The 14515-nt window shown below is 64.3% G+C and carries 13 protein-coding genes; 10 read left to right on the top strand and 3 right to left on the bottom strand.

From position 1 onward, the window contains the following. Positions 1-28 precede the first annotated feature (28 nt). The 8 genes from OYT13_RS14960 to OYT13_RS14925 all read left to right on the top strand — a co-directional run bounded on the left by OYT13_RS14960 (position 29) and on the right by OYT13_RS14925 (position 8848). Entirely contained in the window at positions 29-352 is a 324-nt protein-coding gene (locus OYT13_RS14960) for a hypothetical protein (protein WP_017233434.1), read from the top strand. Continuing rightward, on the top strand, positions 333-1844 hold the full coding sequence (locus OYT13_RS14955) for an amidase (protein ID WP_268566501.1): 1512 nt from the start codon (positions 333-335) through the stop codon (positions 1842-1844). Before OYT13_RS14960 ends, OYT13_RS14955 begins: the two co-directional genes overlap by 20 nt. Positions 1845-1949: 105 nt before the next feature. Next, positions 1950-3347: an MFS transporter gene (locus OYT13_RS14950; protein ID WP_017233436.1), complete on the top strand. Its 1398-nt coding sequence runs from the start codon at positions 1950-1952 to the stop codon at positions 3345-3347. A 36-nt stretch (positions 3348-3383) separates the two neighbouring features. Next, positions 3384-4817, top strand: a complete 1434-nt coding sequence (locus OYT13_RS14945; protein ID WP_268566500.1) for an MmgE/PrpD family protein — start codon at positions 3384-3386, stop codon at positions 4815-4817. Between the two features lie 29 nt (positions 4818-4846). Continuing rightward, the gene (locus tag OYT13_RS14940) at positions 4847-6019 is read left to right on the top strand and encodes an acyl-CoA dehydrogenase family protein (protein WP_268566499.1); all 1173 of its coding nucleotides are present in this window, start codon (positions 4847-4849) and stop codon (positions 6017-6019) included. Further along, positions 6016-7206, top strand: a complete 1191-nt coding sequence (locus OYT13_RS14935) for a CaiB/BaiF CoA transferase family protein (RefSeq protein WP_150610394.1) — start codon at positions 6016-6018, stop codon at positions 7204-7206. Before OYT13_RS14940 ends, OYT13_RS14935 begins: the two co-directional genes overlap by 4 nt. Positions 7207-7242: 36 nt before the next feature. Continuing rightward, the gene (locus tag OYT13_RS14930) at positions 7243-7992 is read left to right on the top strand and encodes a GntR family transcriptional regulator (RefSeq protein ID WP_017233440.1); all 750 of its coding nucleotides are present in this window, start codon (positions 7243-7245) and stop codon (positions 7990-7992) included. Positions 7993-8038: 46 nt separating this feature from the next. Continuing rightward, complete coding sequence (locus OYT13_RS14925) at positions 8039-8848, top strand: HpcH/HpaI aldolase/citrate lyase family protein (protein WP_268566498.1); 810 nt, start codon at positions 8039-8041, stop codon at positions 8846-8848. 33 nt (positions 8849-8881) lie between these two features. Here OYT13_RS14925 and OYT13_RS14920 read toward each other — a convergent pair whose 3' ends face one another. After that, a complete protein-coding gene (locus OYT13_RS14920) occupies positions 8882-9799 on the bottom strand; it encodes a LysR family transcriptional regulator (RefSeq protein WP_268566497.1) in 918 nt (305 codons plus the stop codon). 119 nt (positions 9800-9918) lie between these two features. Here OYT13_RS14920 and OYT13_RS14915 point away from each other — a divergent pair, with 119 nt between their 5' ends. Further along, the gene (locus OYT13_RS14915; RefSeq protein ID WP_268566496.1) at positions 9919-11205 is read left to right on the top strand and encodes an MFS transporter; all 1287 of its coding nucleotides are present in this window, start codon (positions 9919-9921) and stop codon (positions 11203-11205) included. Positions 11206-11255: 50 nt separating this feature from the next. Beyond that, complete coding sequence (locus OYT13_RS14910; RefSeq protein WP_268566495.1) at positions 11256-12758, top strand: M81 family metallopeptidase; 1503 nt, start codon at positions 11256-11258, stop codon at positions 12756-12758. 140 nt (positions 12759-12898) lie between these two features. Here OYT13_RS14910 and OYT13_RS14905 read toward each other — a convergent pair whose 3' ends face one another. Both OYT13_RS14905 and OYT13_RS14900 read right to left on the bottom strand, forming a co-directional pair. Further along, entirely contained in the window at positions 12899-13177 is a 279-nt protein-coding gene (locus OYT13_RS14905) for a hypothetical protein (RefSeq protein WP_261938356.1), read from the bottom strand. Positions 13178-13205: 28 nt separating this feature from the next. Further along, the gene (locus tag OYT13_RS14900) at positions 13206-14375 is read right to left on the bottom strand and encodes an HPP family protein (RefSeq protein ID WP_268566494.1); all 1170 of its coding nucleotides are present in this window, start codon (positions 14373-14375) and stop codon (positions 13206-13208) included. Positions 14376-14515 lie beyond the last annotated feature (140 nt).

Raw genomic sequence — 14515 nt, 5'->3', positions numbered from 1 at the left:
CCGTGATGGCACGGCGATGGAGGCAAGGATGCAAGGCAACATCCGGCAAGGCGATGCAATGCCGATACCCGACGCCCTCGGTCAACCCCGAGACGTCGGCCCGACCGCAAGCCATTCCACACCCCCTACCGACGGATCCGGGCGGGTCGACGCGACCAGCGCCGCGCGCTGGGTCGATCAGTTCGGCTCGGCGCCGCTGAGCCCAGTGCATGCGGTCGCACTCGCCAACGCCGCACATGGCATCACCGACGCCGTCGCCCGCGCAGCTCGTGCGCTCGACTGGCTGACGCCCGACGCCTTCGACGCCACGCTGCGCCAGCAGGAGACATGCGATGCGCACGCTGCATGTTGATGCACCGGTCTCTGCAACGGCCTCAGCGCCGGGCCGCGAGATGTCCGACGCCACTTGCGTTGAACGAACCGCCCTGGCGCTCGACGCTGCGGGTGTCGCCGGTCTGACGGGCGGCTTCGTGCGCCTGCGTGGCGATGCAGCGCTCGACCAGGCGCGCACCGTCGACAACGCGGTCCGTGACGACGTCGCGCTGCCCAACAGCCGCGTGCTGGGGGCGACCCTCGCGCACAAGGACATGTTCTTCCGCGCCGGCGAGCTGACCGAGTGCGGTAGCCGCATCCTCGCTGGTAATCGACCATTGCATACGGCTACCGTGCTCGCGCGCCTCGATGCAGCAGGCGCGGTCGATCTCGGTGCCCTGCACATGGCGGAGTTCGCCATGAGCCCGACAGGCTTCAACGCGCACCTCGGGCATGGCCGCAACGCCTGGTCGCCGGAGCACGTCAGTGGCGGGTCGTCCAGCGGCAGCGGCGTGGCCGTCGCACGCGGTCTGGCGTTCGCCGCGCTCGGCTCCGATACCGGCGGCTCCGTCCGGATCCCAGCCGCCGTCAATGGCGTCACCGGCATCAAGCCGACCCAGCACGCGGTCTCGACCTACGGCGTGATGCCGCTGTCGCCAAGCCTCGATTGTGTCGGCGTGCTGGCGCGTACCGCGGCCGATGCGGCGGCGGTGCTCGAAACCGTCTGGGGGCCGGACGCCAACGATCCCCATTGCCTCGTCAGCCAAGCGCGTGATTTCACGACCGCGTTGGCGCAGCCCTTGAGCGAGCGCGACGTCGTCGCGGTGCCCGAGTTCGACACCACGGCACCGATCTCCGACGAAATCCGTGCTGCCGTTGCACGGGTGACGCAAGCGCTCGAAGCCTGCGGCGCGACCATTCGCAAAGTCGCGCTGCCCGATCTGCGCGAAGCCGGTGCGCTTGCCACGTTGGTGTTGGGCGCCGAAGCCGCCTCGATCCACGGTCAATGGCTGCGCGAGCGGCGTGACGAGTATGGCGAGCAGGTCTTGCGCCGGCTGGAGCGTGGCCTCCTGTATCCGGCCACTCGTTACGTCGACGCGCTGCGCCTGCGAGCCGGCTACACGCAGTCGTTTGTCGAGCGCTATCTGACAGGCGCACAAGCCCTGCTGCTGCCGACGTTGCCGTACGCGGTGCCGACCATTGCGGAGACGCTCGACGGCGATGCGGACGAGATCGAACGGCGCTTCGGCGACTTCTCCTACTGGACACGTGGCATCAACTACCTGGGGCTGCCGGCGGTTGCCGTACCGGCAGGGCGCACGCAGAACGGATTGCCGACCGGGGTTCAGTTGATCGGTCGCGCGTGGCACGAGGACACCCTGCTGCGTCTCGCGCATCAGTTGCAACAACATACAGACTGGCACCTGCCGTCAGTGGACCGTCTCGGGCCGCTCGATCACGCAGCGATGCCGGCGGGTCTTGATACGGCGCGATCGTCAGTGTCACAGTTAGCCATGGACAGGAAGAAGTAACGCAAGCCCAGAACGATGACGCCATCGTTCGCCGCAAGTCAATTTTTGCTCGCATCACGTTCGCTTCAGACGAACGGATGCCGCCAACGTTCAGGAGACAACCGTATGAACGCAACCTCTGTCAACGCTGGGGCCCGGCTCGACCGGCTTCCCCTGGCGAGGTTTCACTGGAAGATTCTCGGACTCATCAGTGGTGGCGCGCTACTCGACGCCTTCGATGTCTACCTCGCCGCCGGCGTGCTCGCGGCGCTGGTCAAGAGCGGCTTCTCGACGCTGCAGCTCAACGCGGCCTTCATCTCGGCCACCTTCTTCGGCATGCTGATCGGCTCTGCGCTGGCCGGCTACGTCGGCGATCGCTTCGGTCGACGCTATTCCTACCAGATCAACCTCGCCGTATTCGGCATCGCGTCGCTGTTCGCGTGCTTCGCGCCGAACATGGCCACGCTGATCGTGCTGCGTTTCATCATGGGCCTGGGCCTCGGTGCGGAGCTTGTCGTGGCCGCCGGCACGCTGTGCGAGTTCGTGCCGCCAGCCTACCGAGGACGCTGGATCTCATTGATGGGGCTCATCATCAACTCGGGTCTGCTGATCGCCACGAGTGTCGGGTACATCGTGATCCCGAACCTCGGCTGGCGCTGGATGTTTGCCATCGCAGGCGCGGGGGCGCTCGCCATCTGGATCATGCGCAAGCGCATGCCGGAATCGCCGCGCTGGCTCGAATCGGTGGGTCGCACCCAGGAAGCGGAAGCCACGCTCGCCGAGATCGAGGGCCAGGTGAAGCGTCAGTTCGGCGCGCTGCCGCCGGTGCCGCCCGCGCAGCCGGTGATGGCGCGCAACGTGCCCCTGTCGGTGCTGTTCACGAAGCCCGTGATCGGCCGCACGCTCACCGCTGCGCTCACCTGTGTCGCGATCAATGTGGCCGTATATGGCTTCGTGGCCTGGCTGCCGACCTTCTTCGTGAAGCAGGGACTGACGGTGGTGCAGTCGCTCGGATTCACCACGCTGATGGCCTTTGGCGCCCCGGGCGGTGCGTTGGTCGGTTACCTGCTGGGCGATCGCCTTGGACGTCAGCGCGGCCTCGTGCTGTTCTCGGCGGCCACGATCGTGCTCGGCTTCCTGTATCCGCAAATGCGTGATGCGGTGTCGATCTCGGTGGTCGGTTTCTGCCTGGTCACGTCGATCTATACGGTCGTCACGCTCGGTCTGTATGGCTATATCCCCGAGTTGTTCCCGACGGCGTTCCGTTTGCGTGGCACGGGCTTTGCCGGCGTGTGTGGCCGTGCGGCGTCGATGAGCACGCCGTATCTGGCTGTCGCCCTGTTCCAGCACTTCGGCATCTCCGGTGTACTGGCGATGGTGAGCGGCGTGCTGGGCCTGCTGATCGTCGCGCTGCTGGTGCTGCGCGTGGAAACCAATCAACAGTCGCTCGAAGATATCAGCGTGCCCAACGACGTCGGTCTCGGTGGCACCGCGACAACCCGCGCCATGCGTGTAGAGCACTAGCCCCAACACCTTGCATCCGTTCAGAAAGGAGACAGCATGACTTCAGAAGTGAACCACACGCCCCAGGGGATCTCGGCGACGCTGGCCTCGTTCGCTCTGGGCCTTTCGCTCGACGCCGTGCCCACGGTTGTGCGCGAACGCGCCAAGCACTTGCTGCTCGACGCGATCGGCCTGGCCTATGCGTCGCAGCCGGCCGACTTCACCCGGGTCGCGCTCGAAGGTCTCACGGCCCTGAGCGCCGGAGACAAAGCGGGCGCGACGGTGATCGGCCGTGGCCAACGCCTCAACACACGCGACGCAATGGTCATGAACGGCGTGCTCGTGCATGGCCTCGACTTCGACGACACGCATTCGCGCGGCGTGATCCATGCCACCGCGAGCGTGTTGCCGTGCGTGTTCGGCGTGTCGGAGCTGCGCGGTGTCGATGGCGCCCAGACGCTGGCGGCTTACATCGCCGGCATGGAAGCGGCCACGCGCATCGGCTCGGTGGCGAAGGGGGGATTCCATCAGGTGGGATTCCATCCGACCGGTGTCGTGGGGATCTTCGGCTGCACGCTGGCGGCCTCACGCCTGTTGGGCCTGACCGCACAGCAGACTGCAATGGCGCAGGGCATTGCGCTGTCGATGGCCAGCGGCAGCCTCGAATTCCTGCAGGACGGCGCCTGGACCAAACGCTTGCATCCGGGCTGGGCCGCACAGTCGGCGTTCACCGCGGCGACCATGGCCGCGCACGGCTACATCGGCGCATCCGCACCGTATGAAGGGCGTTTCGGCCTGTTTTCGAGCTACCTCGGCGAACAGCGCGGCAATGCCGATCTGGCGCTCGCGACTGAAGGCCTGGGCGAGCAATGGCAGATCGAAGAAGTCGCGATCAAGCCGGTGCCAGCCTGCCATTTCACGCATGCGTTCGCCGACGCCGGCACGGCGTTGCACAAGGTCTGGCAGCAACGGGGCGCGAAGATCAGTGAACTGGGCGATCAGGTCGAGCGCATTCGCGTGAAGGTGCCCGAGGCGGTCGTCAAAACAGTGTGCGAGCCGGTGGCCAACAAGCGCCGTCCGGCCAACAGCTACGACGCGCAGTTCAGCGTACCTTATGTGGTATCGAGTGCTTTGATCAAGGGCCGCTTCACGCTCGACGAACTCGAACCGGCGGCGCTGCGCAATGACGCGGTACTCGCGCTGGCCGCGAAGGTCGAGTACGAGATCGACCCGGCCAGCACTTTCCCGCGCCACTATACGGGGGAAGTCGTGTTGGAACTGCGCGACGGCAGCACGCTCGCGCACCGCGAGGCGATCAATCGCGGCAGCGCGGATCGTCCGCTCAGCAATGCGGAAATCGTGGAGAAGTATGTCGCCAATGCCGCGCGTGTACTACCGCAGGCACGCGTTGACAGGGTGCGCGAGACCGTGCTCGCTCTCGACCGCCTGCCGGCGGGCGCCCTGCAAGCCGTGCTCGGCGAGGCGGTCTAGGCCGTGAGTGAATGTCTGGAGATAGTGAGATGACGCAAGTGGAAAACAACACCGCAGGGCAAGGCGAGGACGATACCCTGATCCTCGACATGCTGGATCGCTTCCTCAAGGTAGAGGTCAAGCCCTACGTGCATGCCCTGGAGAAAGCCGACGAGTATCCGGCCGAGATCGTCGAGCAGATGAAGGAGATGGGGCTGTTCGGTTGCCTGATCGCGCCCGAGTATGGCGGGTTGGGGCTCTCGACCCGCACCTATGCGCGCATGATCGAGCGCATGTCGGCGGTGTGGATGTCGCTCAGCGGCATCGTCAATTCGCATCTGATCATGGCGATGACGGTGCAGCGCAACGGCACACCGGACCAGAAGGCCGCGTTCCTGCCGCGCTTCGCGACCGGCGAGTTGCGCGGCGGTATCGGCCTGACCGAGCCGGATTGTGGCACCGATCTGCAGGCGATCCGCACGACCGCCACGCGCGACGGCGATCATTACGTGGTCAATGGCGCGAAGACCTGGATTACCAACAGTTTGTACGGCAATTGCCTGGTGCTGCTGGTCAAGACCGATACGGCGGCACAGCCGCGACATCGCGGCATGAGCCTGCTCATAGCGGAGAAGGGACCCGGCTTCGAAGTGAGCCGCAAGCTGGAAAAGCTCGGTTACAAGGGCATCGATACTTGCGAGCTCAATTTCGACAACTACCGCGTGCCGGTCGATCGCCTGATCGGCGGCGAGGAAGGGCGTGGCCTGAAGCAGATCCTGAGCGGGCTGGAACTGGGTCGCATCAACGTCGCGGCGCGCGGTCTCGGCATCGCGGTGGCGGCACTCGACGCCTCGGTCGCGTACAGTCAGCAACGCAAGACCTTCGGCAAGCCGATCTGCGAGCATCAGGCGATTCAGCTCAAGCTCGGCGAGATGGCGACACGCGTGCATGCCTCGCGGTTGCTCGTCGATGCGGCGGCGCAGGCGTATGACCGCGGCGAACGGTGCGACATGGAAGCGGGCATGGCGAAGTACTTCGCCACCGAGGCCGGCGTCGAGAACAGCACCGAGGCGATGCGCATCCATGGCGCCTATGGCTATTCGAAGGAATTCGACATCGAGCGTCTGTATCGCGATGCGCCGCTGCTCGTGATCGGCGAGGGGACCAACGAGCTGCAACGCATCATCATCGCGAAGCAACTGATCGAGAGGAATCCGGTATGAGCCTGCCACTGTCCGGACTGCGGGTGATCGCAGTCGAGCAATACGGTGCCGGTCCGTTCGCCACGCAGCATCTGGCCGATCTCGGCGCCGACATCATCAAGATCGAGAACGCGAAGGACGGCGGCGACGTCGGCCGCGCGGTCGGCCCGCACTTCTTCGGCGAGGGCGACAGCCACTTCTACGAAGCGTTCAATCGCAACAAGCGCAGCATGGCGCTCGACCTCAAGAGCGCGGAAGGCCGGGAGATCCTGCTCAAGCTGGTCGAGTCCGCGGACGCCGTGTTCGACAATCTGCGCGGCGACCTCCCCGTCAAGCTCGGCCTCGACTATGCGTCGCTGGCGCGCGCGAACCCCGCGCTGGTATGCGTGCACTTGTCGGCTTACGGCCGCACCGGTTCGCGCAAGGCGTGGCCCGGCTACGACTACCTGATGCAGGCCGAAGCCGGCTATCTGTCGCTCACCGGCGAGCCGGACGGTCCGCCCGCGCGCTTCGGCCTGTCGATCATCGACTTGATGACCGGCACGACCGCCTCGATGGCGTTGCTCGCCGGGGTGCTCGAAGCACGCAAGACGGGCACGGGGCGCGACCTCGATGTCAGTCTGTTCGACGTGGCGCTGCATAACCTGGCCTATGTGGCGACGTGGTACCTGAACGGCGGACACATGACGCGGCGCGAACCGCGTTCGAGCCATCCGTCGCTCACGCCCAGCGAGTTGTACCGTACGCGCGACGGTTGGATTTTCCTGATGTGCAACAAGGAGAAGTTCTGGGGCGTGCTGGCGCAGGAGATCGGCAAGCCGGAATGGATCACCGACCCCGAGCTTTGCAACTATGCGGCGCGGCTGAAGCATCGCAATCGCGTGCGCCGCGAACTCGACGACGTGTTGATGACCGAGGACACGGCGACGTGGATGCAGCGCTTCGCGGGCAAGGTGCCGGCGGCGCCGGTGCACGATGTTGCGCAGGCGCTCGACAATCCGTTCGTAGCCGAGCAGGCGCGCGTGATGGACTTCGAGCACCCGGAACATGGCCCGATCAAGGGCGTGGCGTCGCCGGTGCGCATCGACACGCCGCTGCCGGCACGCGCGGCGCCGCGAATGGGCGAGCATACGGACGAGGTACTGCGCGAAGCCGGGTTCGGCGACGACGCGATTGCTTGGCTGCGCGAACAAGCTGTGGTGCAATGACACCATTACTCCTCACCGGCAACGCCGACCACGCGCATGACCCCATTGCTTAACCAGCAGCCACGCTATCTTCAGCTCGCGCAGACGCTGATCCACGAGATCCGCGATGGTCGATACGCGGTCGGTGACTTCCTGCCGACCGAATTCGATCTGTGCGAGCAGTTCGGTGCCAGCCGCTTCACGGTGCGCGAGGCGGTCAAGCGCCTGGTGCAGATGGGGCTGGTGGATCGCCAGCCCGGTGTCGGCACGCGCGTGTTGGCGCGCGAGGCGGTGAGCGGCTACCAGCAGGTGATGCGCCAACTGGGCGACTTGCAGCAATACACGGCCGACACCGAGCTGGAGATCCTCGCACGCGATCTGGTCGAAGTCGACGAGACACTGGCGCCGGTGCTGCGCGCCGGTAATGGTGAATCGTGGCTGCATCTATCGGCGCTGCGGCGCAGTGGCGGCGAGCCGGACCCCATTTGTGTCAGCGACATCTATATCCATCCGGCGTTTCGTGCGCTGGAGGGGATCGCGGACAGTTCGCACGTGCCGATCTACACGCTGATCGAAGAACAGTTCGGTGAGAAGATCGCGGCGGTGCAGCAGGAGATTCGCGCCACGCTTATCACGCCGGCGCAGGCGCGCTGGCTCAACGTGAAGCCGAAGTCGGCGGCCTTGTGGATTTGCCGGCGGTATCTGAATCGCCGCGAGGAAATCGTCGAGGCGGCGATCAGCATTCACCCGGCCGACCGCTTCAGTTATTCGGAAACATTTCAACGCGACTGGCGCGCCGCCTCCTGACACCCCGTCAATGCGTCGGGAAGGGCGCCCGCGCAAAGGGGCACCCATGAACGCTGTATCCACGTATCTGTTCGTTCCCGGCGACCGTCCGGATCGCTTCGACAAGGCGCTCGCCACCGACGCGGCACGCGTGATCCTCGATCTCGAGGACGCCGTTTCTCCCGACAACAAACAAGCGGCGCGCGACGCGCTGTTTCAATGGCTGGCGCAACACGGTGAAGACGCGCGCGTATTGGTGCGCATCAATGGCGTGCATACGCCCTGGCACGCCGACGATCTGCGATTGGCCGAGATGCCGGGCGTCGCGGGGGTCATGTTGCCAAAGACGGAGCGGGCCGACGAGATGCAGTCGTTGCGCGCCCGCTTGCGCGAGGCGCAGACGCTTTACGCGTTGATCGAGACGGTCGACGCGGTGGTACGTTTGCGCGAACTTGCAGGGGCGCCGGGGGTGACGCGCCTGGCGTTCGGTACGGTTGACTTCTGCGCGGACGCCGGCATCGGCGACGACGGTGCCGCGCTCGATGCGATTCGAACGCAGTTCGTGATCGAGTCACGCTATGCGCGGTTGCCGGCGCCCATCGATGGGGTGACGGTCGCCATCGGCGACGACGACGCGTTGCGTGCCGATGTGCGTCATTCACGCGCGTTTGGTTTCGGGGCAAAGCTTTGTATTCACCCGAGGCAAGTCGGGATCGTGCGCGACGGTTTCCTGCCGACGCAACAGGAAGCCGAGTGGGCGACGCGGGTGCTCGATGCGGTCGCCGCAGGAGGCGCAGGCGCGATCGCCGTGGACGGCAAGCTCGTTGACCGGCCGGTTGTGGAACGTGCCAAGGCGATCGTGGCGCAACTGGTTTAGGGGCTGCGCCAAAAGCGCCCGTTGACCCCAGGTTCAATGGCTCTCCGAAAACATCGTCATCCGCTTCAGAATCCACGTCAGCAACGTTTCTGCCGCCGGGGAAAGCGGACGACGAGACTTCACCAGCACCCGCGCCTTCGCTGCTTCGAAGAGGGGATGTGCAATGGGCAGTGCCACGAGTTCGCCGGCGTCGATTTCGCGGTACACGGAGAAGGCGCCGATCAGCGTCGCGCCTTCTCCGCGAGTCACGAAGTGGCGTAGTACCTGAAGTGAGTTTGTGGTCAGCGTTCGGCGGATGTCGACGTTTTCCGTGTAAGCCAGCATCTCGACAACCTGTCCAAGCCCGAATGCGGGCGGCATCAGCGCCAACGGATATTGCAGCATTTCCTCGACGGTGACGGTACCGCCTCGCAGTGCGAGCGGATGCCGGGTATTGACGAGCAGCACGATCGGCTGCGACGACGTTGCGCGGAATTCAATCTCCGGGTGGGCGGGCGGGTTATAGGCCAGACCGATGTGCGCGCGGCTCTGCGCCACCTCCTCCAGAACGTTGTTGACCGGCAGGATATCGACGATCACGTCGAGTCCGGGGAACTGCATGCAGAAGTCGTTGAGCACCTCTTCCATCAGGCCGTCGATGTAACCCTCGCTGATCGCGAGCCGGACATTGCCCCGCTTCAAACCGCGCAGCGCTTCAAGCCGATCTTCGAACTGCTCCTGTTGCGACTGACATCCCCGCCAATATTCGAGGAGGTGCATGGCCGCTTCGGTCGGCCGGACACCCCGCGCACGCCGCTCGAAAAGCGGTGCGCCAATCTCGTCCTCGAGCAGCCGGATTTGCCGAGTGATCACCGACGCCGCCGTATTGAGGCTGTCGGCTGCCGCGCGGATCGAGCCGTGCGTAAGCACTTCGTGAAAATACCGCAAACGCCGTTGATTCAGTTCACGCACCGTGTCCGTCCTCGGTTAAGTGTTGCCAAATGAGCAACGATAACCGACTTAGGTTGCTCTTGCTCTTCGGTTTTTGGCTGTTAATGATGAATTCATCCTAAGCACACCGGAGAACGCTCTTGTCCGCTATTCCTTCCACGCCTCTCACTGAACGGCACGCGGCGCTTTATCGCAAGCTGAACTGGCGGCTGCTTCCGTTTCTGCTGCTTTGCTACACGTTTGCGTACCTCGACCGGGTAAATATTGGTTTCGCGAAGCTTCAGATGCAAAGCGATCTGGGCTTCTCCGATGCCGTGTACGGTCTCGGCGCGGGTATTTTCTTCCTCGGCTATGTGTTGTTCGAAGTCCCCAGCAATCTCCTCTTGCCGAAGGTGGGCGCGCGCAAGACCATCAGCCGGATCATGGTGTTGTGGGGGGTGACTTCGGCGTCGATGGTGTTCGTGCGTTCGGAGCCGATGTTCTACACGATGCGGTTTCTGCTCGGCGTCTTCGAGGCGGGATTCGCACCCGGCATGATCTTCTACTTGACCTATTGGTACGGTCGCGCGCGCATGGCGCAGGTCATGGCGATTGTCATGCTGGCAGGTCCGATCGGCGGCATGTTTGGCGGCCCCCTGTCGACGTGGATCATGACGGCGTTCTCCGGCGCGCACGGCCTTGACGGCTGGCAGTGGATGTTCTTGATCGAGGGATTGCCGTGCGTGGTGTTCGGCGTGCTCGCGCTGTTTGTGCTCGACGACCGGCCAGCCGACGCACGTTGGCTGAACGCCGACGAGAAGCGCCTGCTCGCGTCGGAACTCGATGCCCGGGGCGGCTCACATCATTCGTTCGCGCAGGTCGCCAAGGATCCGCGGGTCTATTGGCTCGCGTTGCCGTACTTCTGCTTTATCTGCGGGATCTACGCGGTGAGCTTCTGGCTGCCGTCGATCATCAAGGCGGCCGGCGTGCGAGACACCCTGCAGATCGGCTTTTACTCGGCGATACCTTACGTCGCGGCGGCCGTCGCGATGCTGCTCGTCGGCCGCAGTTCCGACCGGCGCGGCGAGCGTCGCTATCACAGCGCAGTGCCCGCACTCATTGGTTCGGTGACGCTGGCGCTCGCCACGCTCTTCAGCAGCGATCTCGCGCTCTCGCTGACCTGCATGACGATTGCGACCGCCATGATGTGGGTCGCCTATACCGTGTTCTGGGCGATGCCGTCCGAATACCTCAAGGGCGACGCGGCATCGGGCGGCATTGCGCTCATTAACACGATCGGGCTGATGGGCGGTTTCCTGAGCCCGACGATCATCGGCTGGGCGCAGGGTGCGACCGGCAGTCTGCACGCCGGGCTGTACGTGATGGTCGCGCTGCTGGCCATCGGCGCCATCGTATTGATCGCGATGCGTCCGGCACGCACCGCTTGACGTCCGTGACGCCCGATCCCGCCCCCCACAATCTCACCAGAGGTCTGATTTTGTCCCGTACCCCTCCGACCATTTTGATCGCCGGTTTCCAACACGAAACCAATACCTTTGCGCCGTCGAAAGCCGCTTACGAGAACTTCGAGCGTGGCGAAGGCTTTCCGTCGATGTCGCGCGGCAGCGACGTACTCGCGCTGCGCGACGTCAACATTCCCGCCGGCGGCTTCATTCGAGCGGCGGAGGCTGCCGGATATGCGCTCTCGCCGGTCATCTGGGCAGGCGCGAGTCCGTCGGCGCACGTGACGCGCGACGCATTCGAGCGGATCGCGGGCGAAATCGTGGAGGCGGCGAGCACGCAGCGGTTCGATGCGGTGTATCTCGATCTGCATGGGGCGATGGTTGCCGAACATGTCGACGATGGGGAAGGCGAGCTGCTGGCGCGCGTACGCGAGGTCGTCGGCCCGAGCGTGCCCATCGTCGCGTCGCTCGACCTGCACGCGAACGTCACCGAACGAATGTTGCGCAGCGCGAATGCACTCGTCGCGTATCGCACGTATCCGCACGTGGATATGGCCGAGACGGGGGCGCGTGCCGCCGATCTGCTTGCACGGTTGATATCGGGGGAAGGGCTGCATCGCGCGTCGCGGCGATTGCCCTTTCTCATTCCGATCAATGGCATGTGTACGCTGCTCGAACCATCGCGCGGGATGTACCGGCGCGTCGGCGAGGCGGAAGTGGGCGATGTCGTATCGGCATCGTTCGCACCGGGGTTTCCGGCAGCGGATTTTCCTGAATGCGGTCCGGTGATCTGGGCGTATGGGCATACGGCCGACGCCACGAATGCTGCCGTCGACGCGCTTTACCGGCGCATGATCGACGAGGAGTCTGCGTGGCGCGTCACGTTCCTGTCCCCCGATGCCGCGGTGCAAGAAGCGATGCGATTATCCGAAGGGGCGAGTCGTCCGGTCGTCATTGCCGATACGCAGGACAATCCCGGGGCCGGTGGCGATGCCAACACGATGGAGATGCTGCGAGCCCTTGTTCGTCATGGGGCGAAGCGTGCTGCGATCGGCCTGATATACGATCCGGAGGCTGCGGCGTTAGCGCATCGCGCGGGCATAGGCGCGCAGATCGAGACGTCGTTGGGCGGGCAGTCGGGCGTGCCTGGCGACCAACCGTTCGTCGGCAAGTTCGAAGTCACGTTCCTCTCCGAGGGTCGGTGCCGCTATGACGGCCCCATGATGAACGGCATGCAAGCCGAACTTGGCCCGGTCGCGTGCTTGCGCATCGACGACGTGTTGATTGCGATCAGTTCCAGCAAGGCGCAGATGCTGGACCGCAATCTGTATCGCGTGGCGGGAATCCAGCCGGAGGAGATGCGCATCCTCGTGAACAAGAGCTCGGTGCATTTTCGCGCGGACTTTGAGCCAATCGCCGAGGCGGTGTTGGTGGCGAAGGCGCCGGGCCCCATGACCGCCGATCCCGCCGATCTGCCCTGGACGCGTCTCGCACCCGGCATGCGCACCCGCCCCGGCGGTGAGCCTTTTGGCGGGTAGCGTCGGTGCTACACATCAAATACCAGGAAGTCTGGGCGGATGGCGCCATGCACGACACCGTCGTTAGGCTGACCTGACGGAGAAATAGGCGAGAGGCATAGGGAAGAGCGATAGTCGCCCGTCCCGGACCACCGCTCGCTCTATGGCATCCGCGGCGACGCTTGCGGCGCCCGGTGCACCCGCCTTGGGTCTTCCGTGGCGTCGCCGCGTCGGATCATCTCGTCAATCTCAGCCCGCAATTGCTTGACGAGGACATCCACCGCCTCAAAGCATTTCCCGACCGAGGGCGCCACTTGTCGGTGCGCGACGATCCTGCGCCTGTCGCGATAGCGTATCCACGCGATGTACCCGTGATGCTCAAGCTCGAGCGCAGCCTCGATGTGGACGGACCGATAGGTTTCGATGGTTCTCAGGTTCATGCCCCCTCCTGGTAAGTGCCCGGAAGATCTACGCGGCTTCGAGCTGGTGAATTTGCGTTCCCGCGTGAAGTCCCGCAATCAAGTCGCTCTCCGTAATCATTCCGATGACACGATTGCCGTCATCAACCACTGGAATATGGTGGTGCCCAGTCGTGGAGAACGTGGGCAGCAGGTCGAGAATGGAATCTGAGCCCTTTGCGGTACACACCCGGGTCGTCATTACCGAGCCGACCGATCGGGGGTTGTCCTTCCCGGGGAGAAGCCAACCGAGCGCGTTGCCAATGCTTTGCGGTCCGGCGGCACGTCCAAGCTCGCGATGGATGTCATACCGCGTCACGATGCCGACGATCTGATGATCGGTGTCGCGCACCGGAAGCGCCTTGATGGCGTGACGCTCCAGCAACTTGAGCGCCACCGAGCAATCCGTCTCCTTGAGCACTGTCAATGGCGACTTCGTCATGATGTCCTGGCACGTCAGGCCGTGAAATGTTCGACGGCAGGCGGCGAGTTGGGTTTCTCGCAGGAGCGCCTCCAGGTCGTCGATGTCCACGTCGATGAATTCATTTCGACGCGCCAGCACGGCTTCCAGATCTTTACGCGTGAATCCGCCGCCGGTTTCCATCGAAGCATCCGCCGATTCCGTCGCCTTGATCTTTACCACGCGATGCGGATAGCGGTGCCCCGTGAGCGAGTGATAAATGATGGCGAGCGACACCAGCACCGTCGACTGCAGGGCAACGGGGGCAATGGCGAAGGCATAGCCCATTCCATGGATGCCGGCCCCGCCGAACACGGCGGTCAGTGCCACGGCTCCGGCGGGCGGATGCACGCAACGCGCTGCAAACATCGCCAGAATGGCTACGGAAACGGCGATCGCGCCGGCAATCGGCACATTCGTAATGACGATGCCGCACGTGACGCCGACAATGGCGGCGATGACGTTGCCGCCAATCACCGACCACGGTTGAGCGAGCGGGCTGGCGGGTACGGCAAAGAGAAGCACCGAGGAAGCCCCCATCGGGGCGATCAGCAGCGGAAAGCGGCTGGAGAATCCGGGGAATAGATGGATGGTCAGCCCGGCAATCGTCAGCGCTGCTGCTGCGCCCAGGCCAGAGCGCAGGCGTTCCCGTGCACTGAGGCCCGTGGCGTTCGGCAGAAACGCGCCTAACCATGCTTGCATCTGCTTTTGAGTCAACATACCCTTTCGAATTGTTATGGTGTGAAGGAAAAAGCGCCTCGCCGCACGCGTGACTTCGATCGGTGGGCCATCCATGATTCTGCCTTTGCGCGTCGATTGAGTCCAAGACGTGGTTGCAATGGTCCCGATAAGTTCAAGTT

The sequence above is a fragment of the Pandoraea sp. XJJ-1 genome (assembly GCF_026802345.1).
Lineage (GTDB): Bacteria > Pseudomonadota > Gammaproteobacteria > Burkholderiales > Burkholderiaceae > Pandoraea > Pandoraea cepalis.
Note: the sequence above shows the minus strand (reverse complement) of the source record. Positions and strands in the feature narration are given on the sequence as shown.